15 protein-coding genes are annotated in these 19,654 nt (G+C 50.5%); 5 read left to right on the forward strand and 10 right to left on the reverse strand.

Going from position 1 to position 19,654, the window contains the following annotated elements; genetic code table 11:
- Positions 1-32: 32 nt before the first annotated feature.
- On the reverse strand, positions 33-1,373 hold the full coding sequence (locus LN341_RS09265; protein WP_234203138.1) for a PLP-dependent aminotransferase family protein: 1,341 nt from the start codon (positions 1,371-1,373) through the stop codon (positions 33-35).
- Between the two features lie 151 nt (positions 1,374-1,524).
- Here LN341_RS09265 and LN341_RS09270 point away from each other — a divergent pair, with 151 nt between their 5' ends.
- Genes LN341_RS09270 through LN341_RS09280 form a run of 3 tightly spaced genes read left to right on the forward strand, consistent with a single transcriptional unit; the run spans position 1,525 to position 4,244 of the window.
- Positions 1,525-2,544 carry a TauD/TfdA family dioxygenase gene (locus LN341_RS09270; RefSeq protein ID WP_234203139.1) on the forward strand — a complete coding sequence of 340 codons (1,020 nt, stop codon included), beginning with the start codon at positions 1,525-1,527 and terminating at the stop codon, positions 2,542-2,544.
- Between the two features lie 9 nt (positions 2,545-2,553).
- Positions 2,554-3,450: an NAD(P)-dependent oxidoreductase gene (locus LN341_RS09275; protein ID WP_234203140.1), complete on the forward strand. Its 897-nt coding sequence runs from the start codon at positions 2,554-2,556 to the stop codon at positions 3,448-3,450.
- Positions 3,451-3,461: 11 nt separating this feature from the next.
- Positions 3,462-4,244 carry a TSUP family transporter gene (locus tag LN341_RS09280; RefSeq protein ID WP_234203141.1) on the forward strand — a complete coding sequence of 261 codons (783 nt, stop codon included), beginning with the start codon at positions 3,462-3,464 and terminating at the stop codon, positions 4,242-4,244.
- Between the two features lie 67 nt (positions 4,245-4,311).
- Here the strand turns inward: LN341_RS09280 and mukB are convergent, their stop codons facing one another.
- Genes mukB through cmoM form a run of 4 tightly spaced genes read right to left on the reverse strand, consistent with a single transcriptional unit; the run spans position 4,312 to position 11,654 of the window.
- The gene (gene mukB, locus LN341_RS09285; RefSeq protein WP_234203142.1) at positions 4,312-8,772 is read right to left on the reverse strand and encodes a chromosome partition protein MukB; all 4,461 of its coding nucleotides are present in this window, start codon (positions 8,770-8,772) and stop codon (positions 4,312-4,314) included.
- On the reverse strand, positions 8,772-9,500 hold the full coding sequence (gene mukE, locus LN341_RS09290; protein WP_046219761.1) for a chromosome partition protein MukE: 729 nt from the start codon (positions 9,498-9,500) through the stop codon (positions 8,772-8,774). The genes mukB and mukE overlap by 1 nt, the downstream gene beginning before the upstream one ends.
- Positions 9,481-10,809: a chromosome partition protein MukF gene (mukF, locus tag LN341_RS09295; protein WP_234203143.1), complete on the reverse strand. Its 1,329-nt coding sequence runs from the start codon at positions 10,807-10,809 to the stop codon at positions 9,481-9,483. The genes mukE and mukF overlap by 20 nt, the downstream gene beginning before the upstream one ends.
- Before the next feature lie 50 nt (positions 10,810-10,859).
- A complete protein-coding gene (gene cmoM / locus LN341_RS09300; RefSeq protein WP_046219759.1) occupies positions 10,860-11,654 on the reverse strand; it encodes a tRNA uridine 5-oxyacetic acid(34) methyltransferase CmoM in 795 nt (264 codons plus the stop codon).
- A gap of 117 nt (positions 11,655-11,771) precedes the next feature.
- Here cmoM and elyC point away from each other — a divergent pair, with 117 nt between their 5' ends.
- Both elyC and LN341_RS09310 read left to right on the forward strand, forming a co-directional pair.
- Positions 11,772-12,584, forward strand: a complete 813-nt coding sequence (gene elyC / locus LN341_RS09305) for an envelope biogenesis factor ElyC (RefSeq protein WP_046219758.1) — start codon at positions 11,772-11,774, stop codon at positions 12,582-12,584.
- A gap of 236 nt (positions 12,585-12,820) precedes the next feature.
- The gene (locus LN341_RS09310) at positions 12,821-14,209 is read left to right on the forward strand and encodes an L-cystine transporter (protein ID WP_046219757.1); all 1,389 of its coding nucleotides are present in this window, start codon (positions 12,821-12,823) and stop codon (positions 14,207-14,209) included.
- Between the two features lie 91 nt (positions 14,210-14,300).
- Here the strand turns inward: LN341_RS09310 and LN341_RS09315 are convergent, their stop codons facing one another.
- The 5 genes from LN341_RS09315 to msbA all read right to left on the reverse strand — a co-directional run bounded on the left by LN341_RS09315 (position 14,301) and on the right by msbA (position 19,535).
- Positions 14,301-15,491, reverse strand: coding sequence for a serine hydrolase (locus LN341_RS09315; protein ID WP_234203144.1), 1,191 nt, complete (start codon positions 15,489-15,491; stop codon positions 14,301-14,303).
- A 352-nt stretch (positions 15,492-15,843) separates the two neighbouring features.
- Positions 15,844-16,590, reverse strand: a complete 747-nt coding sequence (gene kdsB / locus LN341_RS09320) for a 3-deoxy-manno-octulosonate cytidylyltransferase (protein WP_234203145.1) — start codon at positions 16,588-16,590, stop codon at positions 15,844-15,846.
- Complete coding sequence (locus tag LN341_RS09325) at positions 16,590-16,769, reverse strand: Trm112 family protein (protein WP_046219753.1); 180 nt, start codon at positions 16,767-16,769, stop codon at positions 16,590-16,592. Before LN341_RS09325 ends, kdsB begins: the two co-directional genes overlap by 1 nt.
- Complete coding sequence (gene lpxK, locus LN341_RS09330) at positions 16,750-17,763, reverse strand: tetraacyldisaccharide 4'-kinase (protein WP_234203146.1); 1,014 nt, start codon at positions 17,761-17,763, stop codon at positions 16,750-16,752. The genes LN341_RS09325 and lpxK overlap by 20 nt, the downstream gene beginning before the upstream one ends.
- A 14-nt stretch (positions 17,764-17,777) precedes the next feature.
- On the reverse strand, positions 17,778-19,535 hold the full coding sequence (gene msbA, locus LN341_RS09335) for a lipid A ABC transporter ATP-binding protein/permease MsbA (RefSeq protein ID WP_234203147.1): 1,758 nt from the start codon (positions 19,533-19,535) through the stop codon (positions 17,778-17,780).
- Positions 19,536-19,654: the final 119 nt, after the last annotated feature.

Consider the following 19,654-nt stretch of genomic DNA (forward strand, 5'->3'; position numbering starts at 1 on the left):
CAGAGGGCTGGAAAGAACAGGATAAAATTAGGCTAAAAAGGGAACATTGTGTTCATTTCTGACTGGAGTAACACATTTAGTTTATGTAACCCTTCCTCCAGTCTCTGATCTGTAGACACTGACATCAACGATAACCGCACATGCCCGGACTCATTCGCATCAGGGCAAAAGTAACTGCCGCTACTCACGATTACATCGCGATTCTTTGCTTCCATGACAAACCGGTCCGAGCGCCAGCCTTCGGGTAATGGGAGCCAGATGTGATAACCTTCACTTTCTCTGAATGACGAGCTCAATATCGACTTAGCAATCTTCTGTCTGCGCATCGCAGTGTGTTGTTGCTGACTGGCAAGGCTAAAAGCACTGCCGCTGGCAATCATCTCAGAGGCTGCAATGTAATTAAGTGGTGAAGAGAGCCAGATATTAGCTCGGATGTGAGCATTAATCATCGTGACTTGACTATTAGGGACTTTAATGAAGCCACAACGTAACGCAGGACTGATTGCCTTTGACAAACTCGTAATGTGGAAGCATTGTTCCGGGATGAAATTGCAGATTGCAGGTATTGTTTCTATGTTCAAAAAACCATAGATATCGTCTTCAATCAACCACACGTTAGATCCGGCAATAACCTCAGCAATTTGCTTGCGTCTTTCGTAAGGCATTGTTATCCCAGTTGGATTCTGATGTGAAGGGATGACAACCACCAACTTTGGCTTATCTTCCCAAATCACAGCCGCCAGGCTGTCAGGGCACATACCATGATTATCCAGCGCTATGCCGACGACTCGCCTACCTAACAAGCTGCCAATGGCCAAAATACCTGGGTATGTCAGGGTTTCAACAGCAATCGTATCCCCAGGTTTGGTCAAAGCGATGATGAGCAGAGATAAAGCGTGCTGGGCACCATCAACCAGCAAGGTATTCTCAGGTGTACCCTTTTCAAGCCCAAATCTGGCTGCCCACTTAACGCCTGATTCCCGATGTACCTTGTGCCCTGAAAACTCTGAATAACCAATCAGGTCTGCACTAAATAGCTTCGACACATTCGTGAAGGCTTCCTGTAGCACAGGTACACTTTGACTCAGGCAAGGCTGGAGAAGAGAAAAGTTAAAACACTCTTCGTGCTCAGGAGCCTGTATGACCTGCCCCAATGCAGTTTTACCCTTTACAAAAGTTCCCCGCCCGACAAAGGATTCTACGCAATCTTTCTCAGCGAGCATCTTATAAGCCTTAGCGACTGTCGCCGGTGTTGTATCCAGTTCTTCCGCTAACTCCCGATGAGTTGGCAGCCGTGAATTAGGGGGATATTGGCCACTTTCGATTCTTGATTCTATGGCACTGGCAATATGCCTGAATTTGGTTTCACTCACACCAAAACTCCATGCAAGGACAACTCAATCTATAAGGTGCCTAGTGTAATGACAAATTGGGAAAATTCAAATTACACATTGACATATGTCATCAAAGACAATTAAATTATCTTATGCAACAAATGACACAACAGTTAATTGGAGAAATTGAATGCTAGAAATTGAGTCACATTATCAAGATGTTGAAAGTATTAAAGAGCTTTTCATTCCCTATGAGTCAACCAGAAGACTAAAAATCGCGTTTTCAGGATTGCGTTTAACGGATGATCAATCATGGCTCAATACCAAAACTTGGTTAGGTCATATGGTTAAATCATGTTTACCCAGTAATATTGCAAGACAAATTCAGTCATTCAAGGACTGTAATGATGTTAATGCATTAATAATCAGAGGATTACCACTCGATGAAAATTTAGCCCCAACTCCTTACCAAGGTTATGTTGAACCATCAAAGCTTCCAGTAATTAGTGCAATTAATATTGGCATATATCATTTAGCAGAGATTGAGCCAATTTCGTTCCAAAACGAGAATAATGGATTTCTATTTAGACATGTCGTTCCTTCGCTAAATAGTCGAAATGACAAATCTTCACATGGCTCACTCCATACCTTTGGTCATCATGTCGATAACCCGGATCTACCCTTAAGCTGTGAGAAAATTTCCGATAAAAGTGGTTGTCCAGAATTCTTATCATTAATGGCAATTAGAACTGATCTCCGTGTTAGGTCTAATTTCGTTCTACTTGATGATGTTCTAAACCAACTGAGCTCTGGCGTGGTAAAACAACTTACAAAACCACATTTTGAAATAAGCCGCCCAGATTCATTTTCACAAAGTACCACTTCGGTGCTGCCACTCATTGTTTACTCTAAATCTAATCAAGTTTATTGCAGATATGACAAAGAAAACACAACACCGCTCACTAAAGAAGCTGCTGCTGCACTAGTAATGTTCGAAGCAAAACTGCAAGCACCTGAAATGAAAAACTCAATTTTGTATCAACCCGGTGATTTTCTATTGATCAAAAATCAGAGGCTAATGCACAGCAGGGAAGGTTTCCTACCACGAGATGACGGCACTGACCGTTGGCTTATCCGATTATTTGGAATGAGCTCTTTAGAAAGAATCGTCCCAGTCAATTCAACAGATAACCACATCGGTAAAGATTAGGATATTAAAATGAAAGGAAAAAAAATTGCATTCATTGGCCTAGGTGTTATGGGATATCCGATGGCAGGACACCTGTCTGATTCAGGACACCAAGTCACTGTATATAACCGAACATCCAGTAAAGCAGAGAAGTGGACTAAAACGTTCAACGGGAAATCCGCCTCAACACCTCAGGAAGCCGCTCGCTTCAGTGATATCGTATTCATTTGCGTAGGTAATGATGATGATGTCAGAAGTGTAATTTACGGCGAAACGGGCGTTCTTTCCTCACTAAAACCAGGCAGTATTGTCGTTGATCACACCACAACTTCCGCCGTGTTAGCCATTGAGCTTGCTAACGCCTGCAAAAATAAAGGGATACATTTCATTGATGCTCCGGTTTCTGGTGGTCAGGCTGGCGCAGAAAATGGGACGTTAACAGTGATGTGCGGTGGTGAACAATCCACTTACAATCACATCACTGAGGTGATCAGTGCTTACTCTAAACACTCCGTTTTACTGGGTGGTCATGGCCAGGGACAACGCTGCAAAATGGTTAACCAAATTTGCATCGCCGGTATTTTACAAGGACTCAGCGAGGCTCTGCTGTTGGCAGAAAAATCTCAGCTTGATATCGAGCAAGTGACTAGTGCGCTCAATCATGGTGCAGCGGGATCATGGCAGATGGCAAACCGGGCTGTCACAATGTCATCAGATCAATTTGACTTCGGCTTTGCTATTGACTGGATGCGCAAAGATTTACTTATTTGTCTGAATGAAGCTGAAAATCATGGTCTTACGCTACCAATGACACTGGATGTTAATCAACGTTATCAGCAATTAATACAGCAAGGACTTGGCCGTATGGATACATCTGTATTAATCAAGTCTTACGCCAATTCACAAAAGCCAGCACTGATCGCGTAAAGGAGTGACTTATGGATCTTATGATGAATGACCTATCTTTGTGGGTTATTTCAGCCCTTATGGTCTCAGCACTAGCCGCTGGCTTTATTGACAGTGTAGCTGGCGGCGGTGGATTGATACTTGTGCCTTCTTTCATACTCGCAGGGCTTCCGCCGCAGGTTGCTCTCGGCCAAGAAAAAATTGTCAGCACACTGGGTACGATTGCAGCGATCCGTAACTTTGTACAAAACAAAAAAGTTATCTGGACCGCAGTGGCTACGGGTATACCTGCAGGGCTAATTGGAGCCTATGCCGGAGCACAGGCCATTCTGTATTTTGATCCAGACACCATTGGCAAAATCATACTGGCAATGTTGCCATTTGGTATTCTTCTCTCTTTTATCCCAAAAAGAGATAAGGGAGTCACGGATGAAAAGGTCAATCCTGCCGTCATCTTATTCGGCGTGCCGAGTGCCGTCTTCGTGATTGGCTTCTATGATGGCTTTTTCGGTCCGGGAACAGGTAGTTTTCTTATTATTGCGCTGCATTATATGCTGCGGTTTGACTTAGTATCAGCTTCTGCAACCTCTAAGCTGTTTAACTTTTCGTCAAATATCGGTGCTTTGATCGCTTTCGTGGTCTCTGGGAACGTCCTGTACCTCCTCGCCATCCCTTTAGTGATCATGAATTTGCTCGGTAACCATCTGGGAAGCGTGTCCGCGATGAAATACGGGCCAACTATGGTACGCAGAACCCTGTCATTATCGCTCACGATTCTGATGTGCTCTCTGGGATATAAGTTTCTGGTTGCTTGACTGTACGCACCTGACTCAATAAAAAAACCAGCATGTTTCCATGCTGGTTTTTTTATTGAGTCAGGCTTTAGGCCGGATCTAACTCGAGTTGCCTGCCTGGTTCCGGCTCACCTTTCGGTTCCTGGCCAAAACCACGTAAACCGACTACATGGACATGTTCCCGATCTTTAAAGATCTTACGCACAAGCTTGTAGGTGGTCCCTTTCTCCGGGCTGATGTTCTCTGGCGCAGCAATCAGCAACTGCATGTCCAGACGATCACACAGCTCAAACAGGGTCGCGATAGACTTGGCATCCAGTCGCGCGGCCTCATCCAGGAACAGCAGACGGCATGGGATAATATCTTTCCCGCGCAGACGGCGGGCTTCTTCTTCCCAGCTCTGCACAACCATCAGCAAGATAGCCTGACCGGTACCAATGGCCTCACCGGTTGACAAGGCGCCCGATTCCGCCTGCAGCCAGCCATCTGTACCACGGTTCACTTCAATGCTGAGCTCCAGATAGTTCCGGTAATCCAGCAGTTCCTCACCCAGGGTTTGCGGTGAACGCTGACCCATATCAATATGAGGGTTCAGTCGCTGGAACAGCTTGGCAATGGCCTCAGAGAAGGTCAGACGGTTATTGCCGAACAAATCCTGATGCTGATCCTGCTGATCGGCCAGGCCCGTCAGCAGGGATTCATGGGTTTCACGCACGTTCACGTTCAGACGCACGCCTTTCACCTGACCAAAACTGATGTTCTGCAGGCCCTGGTTCAGCATCTTGATACGGTTTTGCTCCCGCATAATGGTTTTACGGATGATATTCGCCACGCTGTCTGAGCTGATCGCCAGACGCTTTTCACGCGCCGTCAGCTCTTCAGTCAGGCGGGCCAGCTCAACTTCCATCTCTTCGATGGCCTCAACCGGATCGTCGGTACGGATAATATCGTGACGAATACGCTCACGCAGATGCTGGTACACCGCGATGTAGAACAGTACTTTTCGTTCCGGACGTGATACGTCTTCGGAAGCACGCAACGCATCACGCAGCGTTTCATTATCGGCCACGGCCAGGCGTAGTGCCCCGAGCGCTTTGTCAGACAGCGAGCGCAGTTCGTCGGCCGTCATGTAGGCCATTTCGCGGCGATGCAGGCGACGTTCAACATCACTCTCCCGTGCCAGACGCAATACCGCGCACCAGCCCGCTTTGGTATTCACCACCAGGGTGCGTAAGTCGATATAGTCTTTTTCGACCTTGCGCAGGCGCTTCACCAGATTGCGCATTTCCATATCCAGTGAGGTGGTGGCTTTTTCCAGCTCGCTGCGACGATTACGGGAACTGTGAAGACGTTCATGCAGCTCATCACGACGCAGGCGCGCGCGCTCTTCCGCCTCAAGATCGGCGCGGACACCCAGCTCCTGCAGCTCGCGCTCAAATTCCTGTACGGTTTCCTGCTTGGCCTGATGTGAGCTCTTCAGCGACGCCAGCAACTGGTTGTACTGGTTGCTCTGCGTCTGAGCCTGTTTCAGGCTCTCACGGTGACGGGTACGTTCACGTTCAGCCGTTTCCAGTTTGGACTTCAGTTGCTCGTTAAGCTCAGAGCTCTTGCTCAGCAGCTCAACGGCATCGGCGTAGCCAAAGTGGTGGCGCCGTTCGACCAAATCGGCCAGGGCAAAAATCTGACTTTTCAGTGTCTGAAGTGCCTGGTCCGCATCCTGATACTCAGCCTGCATAGCGTCAAACCGCTCAGGGTCTGTATCCAGTGCTGACACCAGAGTTTCCAGCTCTTCCAATGCCTTACCGTGGCGCTCAAGATAATGACGCGCTTCATCAATCTGGGAGAGCTGCTGCTCCACCTCTTCAAGACGGGCGGCGATCGTCTCATCTTCTAACAAGGCCACGACCGGCTGCAGTTTGGATAACAGCGACAAACCTTCACGTGCCGCGGTAAGCTGGCTGCGCTGTTGCTGCTCAGTGGCTTCGGTGTCGTTCAACTGACGCTGAATCTGATTACGCTTTTCACGGGCGGCGCGAATTGCTTCTTCCGGATCGGGATCAAAAGCGACCGCCAGGTGACTGGCCACAAAAGCATTGAAGCTCTGGTACAAACGCTGAAGCTTCTGGGCATCAAAAGAGGCCTTGGCGTGATCCTCCACAATCTGATCACGCTCTTCGCGTAAAATTGCCAGACGCTGCTCGCGGGCGGCCCGGCCAAACAGCGGTACTTTCGGGAAACGGGAATAACGCAGCTGCTGCTGATTCAGCTGAACACACACTGCCCCTTCCAGTTCGTCGACCACAAAACTGCTGTCATCAAACGAATCCGCTTCGCCTTCGATGATATACAGATCGTCCGGACAGTCATCCAGCCCGGAGAGTTTCTCGCGGACAGAATCAATATCCTGCACCACGATGGCATGGCGTGCAGGGCCGTACATAGCACTGAAATACGGCGCATCATCAATCGTGATGTCGTCGTAAATCTCAGACAGTAAGGTACCGCCCAGCACATCGGCAATCACACGCAAACGGGAATCATCGCTACCGCCCGGCAAGGCCAGACGTTCGATTTCATTTTCAACATTTTGCTTGCGCACCGCCAGTTTGTCTCTGGTGTGAATGGCTTCACGTTCAGACTCCAGCGTCTGGTGCATGGCCGTCATCACGGCCTGACTGTCGTACAGATCCTGGCCAGATTGTTCAGCCAGTTTTTCCAGCGCATCACTGGCGGCAATCCAGGCCGGTGCTTTGCCTTCCTGCAGACTGATGTCTTTTGACAGTTGCTGTTCCTGACGGCGCAGTTCACTGCGTTTTTCCACCAGATCAGACTGATTCTGCTCCAGACTTTCCAGAGTCGCTTCATGACGGGCCTGTTCTTCAGCCAGTGCCAGTTCGCCATCAATCTCAACGGCAAAACGTTTCGCATAAGTGTCTGCCAGATCCTGGGCCTGACGCTGGTGACGCATACTGCGCTCCAGATCGCGATACTGCGCACTCAACTGTTCACTGCGCTGAGCAATCATTCGCAACTCGCGGCCTGTCGCCAGTAATTCACGGGCTTTTTCGCCTGCCGAGGCTCTTTCCACTGCACCCGCAATCGTCGTCACTAGCTGCAGGCCGCGCTCAAATTGTTTGGCAGCGGCCGCTGACATATCCAGCTTGTGTTTCAGTGCCAGCAGTGCCGTGGTTTTACTGTCTTGCTGTTGTTTCAGGCTGGACAGCAGTTCAGCGGCATTTTCCTGATCCAGCGTGTCATCGGCCGAAATCTGACGGGCCTTTTCCAGCGCCTGAACGGCTTGCTGGTACTGTAAAGCGCGGGTTTGCTGCGCATCCAGCGCCTGCTGATAATCGGCCAGCTGAGATTTCAGGCTGTCGACCTCGTCTTCACTGAGCATGGCCTGTTCTTCCGCCATGGCCAGTTGCTCGGCCGCTTCTTCAACAATCATGACCTGCTCTTCCAGACGCTCAGTCAGCTCCAGAAGATCATCACGGTAACGCTCTATTTTTTCCTGCTGGCGAACGGCCGTCTGAACCAGTTGCAAGTGATCCGACGCCGCCTGATGATCCTGCTCCAGCGCGCTCTCGTTCTCTTTCAGCTCATCGAGCTCTTGCGACAGGTTGCCGAACACCTGCTGTTGATCAATCAGGCTCTGGCGCGAGCCGAGCAATTCGCTGCGCAGGCCAAGTGTCTGTTCCAGCTTGACACGGCGCTCATTGGCGTGACGCATGTAATCGGCCGCCACATAATTGGTCGCTTCGGTGATCAGATGTTTAAACAGGTCACGATCGCTCTGGGTAACCTTGATGGCTTCGAGCGTCATGCGGTTTTCACGCAGCGCCGCTTCCATATCCTGGAAGGCTTTCTTCACACCAGAGTTATGCGGCAGCAAGTAATCGCGCAGCGAGCGTGTAATGGCACTGGAAATACCGCCGTACAAGGATGCTTCAATTAAACGGTAGAACTTAGACCGGTCGGTACTGTTACGCAGCTTCTTCGGCAAGACGCCGAATTCAAACATCTGCGTGTGGTAGTCGGTGACAGAAGAGAAGGTTTTAAACTGCACCCCTTCGTACTGAGACACAGCGTCTTTCACTTCATTGATCTGGCGCACCCGTGCCTGGTTCTCAGACAGAGTTTCCACCAGAATATCCGTCGGTTTCACCGCTGAAGGCAAACCTTGGATCAGGAAAGGTTTGATGTCGACTTTTTTGTCCCGGCCCGCAACCTGCTGCAGTTTCACTGCAAAAATAATGCGCTGGTTCTTGGAGTTAACGATATCAAGCGCAGAATAACAGGCGCCTGGCTTGAGCTTGCCGTGTAATCCCTTATCACGGGAAGCATTGGAGCTTCCCGCTTCTGTGGTATTCCGAAAATGCAGCAGGCTCTGATCCGGGATCAAAGACGTGATAAACGCAGCCATGGTGGTGGATTTACCCGCACCATTACCGCCGGAAAGTGTGGTGACCAGTTGGTCAATATCAAATGTCCGGGCAAAGAAGCCGTTCCAGTTAACCATGGTCAGAGATTGGTACTTACCGCGCTCCATCAGGCGTGTTCCTCTTGCTCGGTTTCTTCATCACTTGCAGCGTCATTGGCTTGTTCTTGCTCAATCAGGCTGGATTGCGTCGGCAATTGCTGATGCACAATCGCTTCGCCGTCACGGATCAGGCGAAGCTGCGCTTCCCGGATATCGTCACTGTTCCGCACATCCGCACCAAAGCGGAACACCGCTTCACTGATCCGGAATTTACCGCTGTCACCCAGCATGATCACCATGCCCAGACGTCGCATACGGCGCAGGGAGGTTTTGACTTTATCAAACAGCTTTTCGCGATCCAGATCAGAGCCTGACGCCCGGTTGGTCACCAGCTTCATGAGTTTCTTTTCATCGGCGAGCGACAAAAGCTCATCAAACAGTTCCTGATTGGTAAATATTCCCTCATGGGCCAGACGTTCAGGGCTCAGGTACAGGAAGCACAGCACTTTTCCGACCAGCATATCGAGCTCAGACAGCACAGAGCGGCCAATCAGCGAGGTAGAGCGGGGACGCAGATAGAAGAAGCCTTCCGGTGCCCTGACCAGTTCTGCGTTATAGCGCTTGTAAAACAGCATCAGGTCCTGCTCAAACTCCAGCAAAAACGCATGATTATCCAGATCTTCGCTGGACACATGGCGACCCGAGCGCAGCGCATTATCCAATGCCGGGAACAAGGGGTTGGCAATGGCTTTGGCCAGATTCTCTGGCATAAATTCTTCAATATTTGTCAATGACATTGGCTTGTACCTTGGCTCCGTAGTCGTTGATCAGTTCCCAATCAGGCTGAACCGCACTGAAATCCGACTCGGAATAACCGAGCCTGACGGCCTGATCGACAATAATACGTGCTAAATCAAAATGTTGTGCGTGTGAATGCTGACTCAGGTATTCCCGAATCAAGCTGCCAAGATTGATGGCTGCGCCCTGAGATTTATGGATATCCAGCATTTCTGCAATTCTTTCACTGAGCTGATCGTTCACCTGACTCAGTTCTTCAAATTCAAGGGTTTCCGGCACGATACCTGTCACTTCATCGTCGCGCAGGACCAGCTCTTCATCACGCATGTCAAGCAAGCGGTCTGCATCGGCGTAAGTGAGCTGCCATGGTGCGTCGAAAAACTCGGCGACCGACTGGCGCAAACGCTGGCTGAAGGCACGGTTTTTGTCCATATCAATGGCGGTACGGATAAACTTATGCACATGCCGGTCGTAGCCGATCCACAAGTCGATTGCCTGCTGGCCCCAGTTGATGATCCGGTCCAGCTTTGCCTGCAGGGAGTACACCATGCCTTCGACATATTCCAGCTCCAGATCCGAGGTCGTGCTTATTGCATCCTGAATGGCAAGCAGCTGGGTTTGCAGCTGATCCCCGGCGGCTTGCAGGGTGTCCTGAAGCTCGCGCAGGGTACTGGAGGTTTCATTGAGAAGACTTTCACAGTTGGTGATAGCCGCACGCCAGTCCTGATTGAGCAGTTCAGCAATGTCTTCTTTCACCTGCTGTTGCTGCTCATCCATGGTGCGCTGGTTCAGATCGATCCGATCAAAAATCTCGGCCACTGAATATTTCAGTACCGCGTAGACGTTGATTTTCCAGTGCTGTTCATCACCGCCTTCATGGGCAGCCACCGCCGCTTTATTCAGCTCATCGGCCACCATCGCCAGTTGTATCGACAGTTTCATCGATGAGAACTCACGATGACGGGCGTAGTAATCGGCAATCCCCAGTGCCAGCGGACTGAGCCGGTAGATACTGGCCCCTTCTGTCATCTCACTGGTAAAACGGGAAATCAGACGCTGGCGGACCAGTTCGTTGATTGCGTTATTGGCGCGGAAAACCAGGGTGTCTTTTGACTGATCAAACATATCGCTCACGATTTTGAACGCATCGACCAGCTCACCTTCCCCCAGTTCCTCATCCAGACGCTCGCCGCTTAACACGGCAATCGCCAATAAAAATGCCAGTCTTTCCGTTGGCAGGTTAAGGGCGAATTCATGTTGTTTCACCCAGGTCACCAGCTCAGGAACAGTCTGGGATTGGTCACTCATCCGTTGTCCTTATTTGTTAGATTTATTACTTGCAACCGGCTTTAAGTTTCTTACTGCAACGGTTTCTGAGCGTATACATGGATATACCGCCCTAAAGATAAATACGGTTCCTGGCGGCAGAGGCGCTGCTCCATCGCCAGTAATTGTTCAAGACTGTACTCACCCACCCGGTCGGTACGCATGTAATCATGGAAAGTCCTTACACCGGTTTTGCCCAAAATGGTCAAACCGCCTTCCGTGAGCCATGCATACACCTCTTCCGGTGTCTGGGCCGACTGAGGCTGAAGTTTGAACCGCTTGCGGTGTGGCATCCCTTGTTCGACGTGGGTTAGATTACCGCAAATCAGGTTCTTAAACAGCAAGCCATTATAGTTATAAAACATGACGGAGATGATCCCGCCCGGTTTCAGCTGTGTCATCAGGTGTTCAAGGGCTGCACGCGGATCGCTCAGCCATTCCATCACCGCATGGAACAAAATCAAATCGACCGGTTCATCCAGATAGTGATCCACCTGCTGCACCGGACAATGAATGAGTCGATATTGCTCAAGCAGGCCATTTTTGGCAATTTCCGCACCTGCCAGTTTCAGCATTTCTCCAGAAAGATCACATAAAGTGATTTTATGACCACGTTTCGCAATTAATTGCGACAACTGTCCCATTCCGCCGCCAGCATCCAGCACATGCAATACTGTGCCCTGCGGTGCTGATCTCGCGTCAAGGGTATGTAAAATCTGCTCCAAATCTTGCCATACGACAGTCTGACGGATCAGCCCTTTTGCTGTACCGTAGATGTTTTCTGAGAACTTTTGGGCTAAATCATCAAAATTTCGATCTCTGATCACGTCAGTTTTCGTTATGATAGTGGCCTAGTCAGATGCTTATTGTGTCACAAGCTTTAGAGTAATAAAGGCTTGGAGCACGTATTCAAGCTCAATTGCTGAAATTTCGGACGACCTGATATGTTTGAACTGAAAAAAATCTTGTCAGCTTTTTTGATGCCGCTTCCTTTGCTACTGATCGTGGGCATCACAGGGCTGATGATACTCTGGTTTACCCGCCGCCCTAAGTTGGCCGGGTACATGCTGGCCGTCTCCTTACTGGGTATTTTCCTGGTCGCCTTTCAGCCTGTCTCCAGCAGCTTGCTCACCCCTTTAGAGCGCCAGTATAAAGGCTATATCCCATCCGGTCAGCCGGTTGATTACATCATGGTGTTAGGCAACAGCCATGTGGTCGACAAAGATCTGCCTATCACTTCTGAGCTGTCACGCGCTTCGCTGATGCGCCTTGCAGAAGCCATCCGTATTCATAATCTTTCACCTGGCTCCAAAATCATTCTGTCAGGCTATGACGGAGGCACTGAAATCAGTCAGGCTCGGATGATGGCCAAAGTAGCCATTGCTTTAGGAGTCAACAAACTGGATATCCTTCTGCTGGAAACCGCGAAAGACACCTGGGAAGAAGCCTTTCAGGCGGCTTCTGTGGTCGGTAAACGCAATTTAGTACTTGTGACCTCAGCCAGCCATATGCCGCGCGCTATCGCCGAGTTCAACCAGGCGGGCCTGAGCCCGATCCCCGCCCCGACGAATTATCTCGCCAGTGATGAAATTCATCAGCCTTGGCTGAAATACGCACCGAAAGCGCAGTATCTGGAACAAACAGAGCGATTCTGGCACGAAACGCTGGGCAAATGGTGGCAAAAGCTTCGCGACATGGCCGACAGTGCCGCGCCTGTCAATGTCGTACAGCCGGTCGCACAAAACACCGCAGCCTGAAACATTTCAATATCACAGCCAGTACAACGCTGGCTGTCATTTCACCATCATTTTCTTCAATCGGTTACATCTTCATCAATATTCCATTTGGTTTTAACATGTTCTATTTTTGAATAGTTAAAGTAATTAGGAAACATTCCTTAAACTCCGCTTAATCCCTATGATGCTGAAAACATTTGATGACAGTTCTGCGCAACATCTTATGCAGGCTGGATACCTTATAAATAGAGAGTTGTATGTATCTAATCGTGAACCTGGCAATCTTTGCGCTGCTGATTGCCTTTCTGGTGAAACAACAAAAAAGTGATCAAACCCTGTCTAAACGTGTGTTTACCGGTCTGGGGCTGGGTGTGCTTTTTGGTGCGGCACTGCAGTTTATTTACGGTGCCGGCCATGAAACCATTGCCACTACACTCAAATACGTCGGTATTGTTGGTTCAGGCTATGTCAGCCTGCTGAAAATGATCGTGATGCCTTTGATCATGGTGTCGATTATTGCCGCTATCGTCAAAGTGAAAAATGCTGGTTCACTGGGCAAGATCTCTGGCCTGAGTATCGGTATCCTGCTGGCAACCACAGCCGTGTCGGCTCTGATCGGTATTCTGGTCAGCAACCTGTTCGGTCTGAGCGCTGAAGGCATTGTTCAGGGCGCGCGTGAAATTGCCCGTGGTGAAGCACTGCAGACCCGTCTGGCCTCGGTAGAAACCCTGTCTCTGGCTGACATGATTATTTCATTCTTCCCGGGTAATCCGTTTGCCGATCTGGCCGGCAGCCGTCCAACCTCAACCATTGCCGTGGTGATCTTCTCGGCCTTCATTGGTGTAGCGAGCCTGACGGTTATCCGCACTCAGCCTGAACTGGGCAAGAGCCTGGAAACTTTCGTCAATGTGGCACAGGAAGTGGTCCGTACGCTGGTGCGTATGGTGCTGGCCCTGACGCCGTATGGCGTACTGGCCCTGATGACCAAAGTCGTTGCCGGCTCAAACTACAGCGATATTCTGAACCTGCTCAACTTCGTTGTCGCCTCTTACGTCGGTCTGGGACTGATTCTGGTGATGCACCTGATTCTGGTCGCTGGTGTCGGTGTCAACCCGGTGCGCTTCCTGAAAAAAATCCTGCCGGTACTGACGTTCGCCTTCACCTCGCGTTCAAGCGCAGGCACTCTGCCGCTGAACATTGAAACTCAGGTGAAAAAACTGGGTAACGGTGAAGCGGTGTCTAACTTCTCTGCCTCGTTCGGTGCCACCATGGGCCAGAACGGCTGTGCAGGTCTGTATCCTGCCATGCTGGCGGTGATGATTGCCCCGACCCTGGGCATTAATCCGCTGGATCCGGGTTTTATGCTGACCCTGATTGCGATCGTTACTATCAGTTCCTTCGGTATTGCCGGTGTCGGTGGCGGAGCAACGTTTGCTGCGATCATCGTGCTGTCTGCACTGGATATGCCTGTGGCACTGGCTGGCCTGCTGATTTCCATCGAGCCATTGATTGATATGGGCCGTACTGCGGTGAATGTCAGCGGCGCAATGACTGCCGGTACAGTCACATCCCGGGTACTGGGCCAGGCTGACAACAGCATTTTCGAGCGCGATGAAGAAATCAGTGGTGAGCGGGCCAACGCCTGACGAATCTGAATCTCGTTATCAATCCACAGCCCGGTCATTGACCGGGCTGTTTGCATTCAGGGCTGGCACATTCTTATGTCATGCCCATTTTTCAAAACCTTTCCAGCGTTTTCATCATCTGATCAATCAGCGCAGCGCGCTTTCTGAAATCAACAAAAAAATTATTAATCAACAACACCAAGCCATCCCCTGTCTCTGGATCAATCATGACTCGTGATAGAATGCCCGGCCCACCGCCATCATGGCCCCAGAATGCCCCGTACCTGGGAGATTTGAACTGAAACCAGCCCAACCCAAGCGAACTGCCCGTACGGGGGTCGTGGCGCTGAACCTGCCACATGCTCTCCAGGGTTTCTCTTTGAAGCAAAGCAGGCGTCGTTTTATCCTGGGGCAAACAAGCACGCATCAGGGTGACAAATGCATTGGTGGAAGATCCTAACAAGGCCGCGGCATTCAACGGAGAGAAATACCTACAAGCATTGAAGGCAAAATAGGTTTTATGATCATCCGCTGTAACAGCCGTCTTGCTCAAATAGCCTCTGTCTTTCATTTGCTGGGTAAATACCGCCATGATTGGCGCGCGCGGGCTATTTTTGGCCTCGTAAGGCGTGATGATTTTTCGCTGATCTAGATCGGCCTTTTGCCAGCCAACATCCTTCAGACCCAAGGGCGAAAAAATATACTGCTGGGTATAGTCTTCAAACGAGAGACGGCTCACCTGCTCAATCAAACAGGCTGCGACCATGGTATTCAGGCTCGAATAACCTGAAATCACGCCAATGGGGTCCGGTGTTAGTTGCGAAAAATCTCCAGGTCGATAAGGATCAAACACCAGCTCCGGATTATATTGGGCGCCCTGCGGTGATAAATAAGTCGTGGCCCAGGTTTTCAAATCAACCGAATCCTGCTTGCAGAAGAAATCGGCCATGCTGTCAGGTGCTGATGTCATTCTGCGGGTCGACAGAGATGAGCTGTGGGTCAGCAAGTGATAAGGCGTGATTGCTGTGTCGGGAAAACGCGGATTGCGTAATATGAACCCCAGAAAGTCACTGACATCATCATCCAGCCGGACCTGATTTTGCTCCACCAGTTGCATCAGCGCTATCCAGGTCACCAGCTTAGAGACAGATCCCAGTGTCGGCCAAATGCTGTCCAGCGTTGCAGGCACTCTGTTTTCCAGATTCTGATACCCAAACCCTTTGCCCCACACCATCTGACCATTTTTGATCAAAGCAACGCCGATAGATGCAGCTGGTAAATCGGTTAAAGCATCATTGAACATCTCATCCAAAGTCTCCTCCGGCGTTTCGGTGCCCTGGAGCCACCATGTGCTTGCAGTGCCCGCGACACCAGCGATCACAGCACTTTTCAGTAGGCCTCTTCGTGAAATCTTTTGCTTCATTTACCAGCCAATAACAGTTACCAAGGTTCAGAGATTGGCTAATCACCCGGAACAGGTGAACGTTCAAGCCACGCACCATTAAGCAACTGACTTTATATCATAAGGTGAAGGAATGTTCTGCGAAAGATATCACTGATGGGACAAGGACCTTTGAATACGGGTAAATCAGCATGGTGAATGAGAGAAAACAGCCGACCTTGTGGTCGGCTGTTTTATTTGCGGCAAATCCATCTTACTGAATCAGTAAACGGACTTTTTCCAGATCTTCCGGCGTGTCGACCCCTGCTGGAGGCGGCTCAATGGCGACATCAACATGGATTTTTTCGCCGTGCCAGAGCACACGCAGTTGCTCCAGCGACTCGATTTTCTCAAGCGTGCTGGGTTCCCAACTGATATAGGTATTGATGAAGCCGGCCCGGTAGGCATAGATGCCGATATGGCGCAGCAGGTTCTGATGGATCTCCTGCGGGCGCTTGGCAAAGTTATCACGATCCCAGGGAATGGAAGCACGGCTGAAATAGAGCGCGTAACCGTTTTTATCCATCACCACTTTCACGGCATTGGGATTAAACACTTCATCAGCGTGGTCAATCTCAACCGCCAGGGTAGCCATAGGCGCGTCACTGCGGGCCAGATTATCCGCCACCTGACGAATAATACTTGGCGGGATCATCGGCTCATCCCCCTGAACATTCACAACGATTTCATCCGCTGCGAGCTGGTACTTTTCGACCACTTCTGCGAGGCGCTCAGTGCCGGATTCATGATCGGCACGCGTGAGGCACACTTCACCGCCAAAGCTCGTCACCGCCTCTGCGATGCGCTGATCATCCGTCGCGACAATCACTTGCTTCGCACCGGCTTTGCTGGCTTGCTCGTACACCCACTGGATCATGGGTTTACCGGCGATATCGGCCAGTGGCTTACCCGGTAAACGGGAGGATTGATAACGGGCCGGAATAATGACAGTGAATGCCATTACATCACCTCATCGGCACTCAAAGTGCGTGCTTCCGGTTCCAGCAGTACTGGAATACCGTCATGAATCGGATAAGCCAGGCGATCAAATTTACAAATCAGTTCATTATTGTCTTTATCAAAGTGCAGTTTGCCTTTGCATACCGGACAAGCAACGATCTCAAGCAGACGGTGATCCATATTGTTCCTTCACTTCTATAATTTTGTTCAGTAATTCGATTGACTGAGGCTCTGAAAGTTTGGCATCAACAGGCAGATACCACCAATTTTGCCGGGCAAATGCCTGACACTTCACCGCATCTTTTTCAGTCATCACCAGGTGTTCACCCTGCTCCGCCAGCGCTTCCAGTTCACTGGCCTCAAAAGCCTGGTGATCCGGGAAGGGCTGACAATGTACCGGCGTCACGCCCAGTGCATTTAAGGTGGCAAAAAACCGCGGCGGATGACCGATTCCGGCGATAGCCACAACCTTTTGCAGGCTGTCTGGTGTCCGTCGTTCGCCCGTCAGCAAATTCACCAGCTCTCCAGGCTCAAGATGCATGGCAATTTCATTGTGGCGGGCATCGCCACCATTGCAGATCAAAAAGTCGACCTCGCTCAGTCGGTCACAACGCTCGCGCAGTGGCCCCATTGGAATCAATTGTTCATTGCCGAAGCGGCGTTGGCCGTCAATGACGACAATCTCAATATCTCTGGCGAGCGCGTAATGCTGAAGACCGTCATCGGTGATAATGACATCGACGTCCTTTTCCAGCATTTGTACCGCTTCTGACCTGTTCGGGGAGACCACCACAGGGGCACAGGTACGGCTGGCAATCAAGACCGGCTCGTCACCCGCTTCCGCCGTGGTTGTGCGCTCACTCAGGCGCAGTGGGTAATGGTCTGACTTGCCGCCATAGCCGCGGGATACCACACCGACAGCGACCCCTTGTGCCTGAAGTTGTTCCACCAGCCAGATCACCACCGGCGTTTTACCGTTTCCGCCCGCCGTAATATTACCGACCACGACCACAGGAACGGAGGCGCGGTACGCCACTTTTTTACCGGATTGGAAAGCATGGCGGCGACGGCGACTAATCCAGCCAAACAGCTTGCTCAGTGGCCAGAAGACAGGCGCCAGCGCCCATCCTGCCGGGTGGCGCTCAAACCAGATTTTTTCAATCAGATTTGCCATGAGACCCGCTCTGCTTATTCGCCAAACTGGATTCGGTGCAACTGCGCATAGGCGCCGTCTTTTTCCAGCAGCGCGGCATGGACACCGCGTTCGATGATCTCGCCTTCGTCCACCACCAGAATTTCATCGGCATTTTCAATGGTCGACAGGCGGTGTGCAATCACCAACACAGTTTTGTCTTTCTGCAACTCATCCAATGCGGCCTGAATCGCGCGCTCAGATTCAGTGTCCAGCGCCGATGTGGCTTCATCGAGGATCAGTACAGGTGCATCACGTAACAGCGCACGGGCAATCGCGATACGTTGACGCTGACCACCGGATAAGCTGACGCCGTTTTCGCCAATCACCGTATCCAGTCCCTGATCCATCCCCTGGATAAAGTCCATGGCATAGGCCAGTTCTGCGGCTTTTTCGATATCTTCCCGGCTGTATTTGTCACCACTGGCATAGGCAATATTATTGGCGATGGTGTCGTTAAACAGGTGCACGTTTTGCGACACAATCGCGACCTGATCGCGCAGATTGGCCAGTTTGTAATCATGAATGTCCCGCCCGTCAATCGTAATCAGGCCAGAATCAATGTCATAGAAGCGGGTAAGCAAATTCGCAATTGTACTTTTACCCGAGCCCGAGCGGCCAACCAGGGCCAGTGTTTTACCTGCCGGTAAGTCAAAGCTCACATTGCGCAGCGCGGGGGTATCTTTGGTCGGATAGGTAAAAGTGACATCTTTAAAAGCCACATCCCCTTTCACACGCTGGGTTTCGTAAGTGCCGTGATCTTTTTCGGTTTCCAGCTCCAGGATGCCAAACAGTGTCTGGCACGCCGCCATACCACGCTGAAACTGAGAGGTGACATTGGTCAGCGCTTTCAGTGGGCGCATCATGCCGAACATGGCACCAAAGATCAGGGCAAACGTGCCGGGGGTCAGTTCATTGCGCAGCGTTTCGGTGTTGGCCAGGATCAGCACAGCCACCAGCGCCATTGACGCAATCAACTGAATCACAGGGTTGGCAATGGCCTGAGCCGACACCAGCTTCATGGTTTGCTGACGCATGCGATTGCTAACGTGTTCAAAACGGGTTTTTTCAACCTGCTGACCACCGTAACTCAAAACAACTTTGTGTCCTTTCAGCATCTGCTCAGCCGATGAGGTCACAGAACCCATAGTGTCCTGCATATTTTTAGAAATACGGCGGAAACGTTTTGAGACCACACGAATACTGACCGCCACCACAGGGGCAATCACCAGCAAAATGGCAGACAACTGCCAGCTGTTCCAGAACATCATGCCCATCAGCGCAATAATGGTTGCGCCTTCACGGACCAGACTGACCAGCGCACCACTGGTTGCAGAGGCAACCTGCTCCGTGTCGTAGGTAATTCTGGATAAGAGCGCACCGGACGATTCTTTGTCAAAAAAACTGACCGGCATCGTCATGAAGTGATTAAACACCTGACGACGCATATTCATCACAACATTGCCCGAGACCCAGGACAGGCAATAAGTGGAAACAAAACCGCTCAAGCCACGAACCAGCATCAATCCCAAAAGATAAATAGGCATCATGGCCAGAAAGTTGGAATCTACGCTGTTGAGACCGCCAAAGCTTTCATCCATCAAAGGTTTGATCATGGATAACATCAATGCATCGCTGGCTGCATTAATGATCAGCGCGATAACGGCAGCAATCAAACCCGCTTTGTATAAGCTGATTGACGGCCAGAGTCGTTTGAACGTATCCCAGGTGGATTGATCGTTAGCTTGTTTCATGTAAAACCGATTGTTATCTGTTAGTGGCGGTTATTCTACTCGTTAACGGGTCATGCACCAAGTAAGTTGCAAGGCTCTCTTGCCTCTTATCTCCTGAAAAGCGATGGTTTTTTATCCGT

Source organism: Photobacterium sp. TLY01 (assembly GCF_021432065.1).
In the GTDB taxonomy this organism is placed as follows: Bacteria; Pseudomonadota; Gammaproteobacteria; order Enterobacterales; family Vibrionaceae; genus Photobacterium; species Photobacterium halotolerans_A.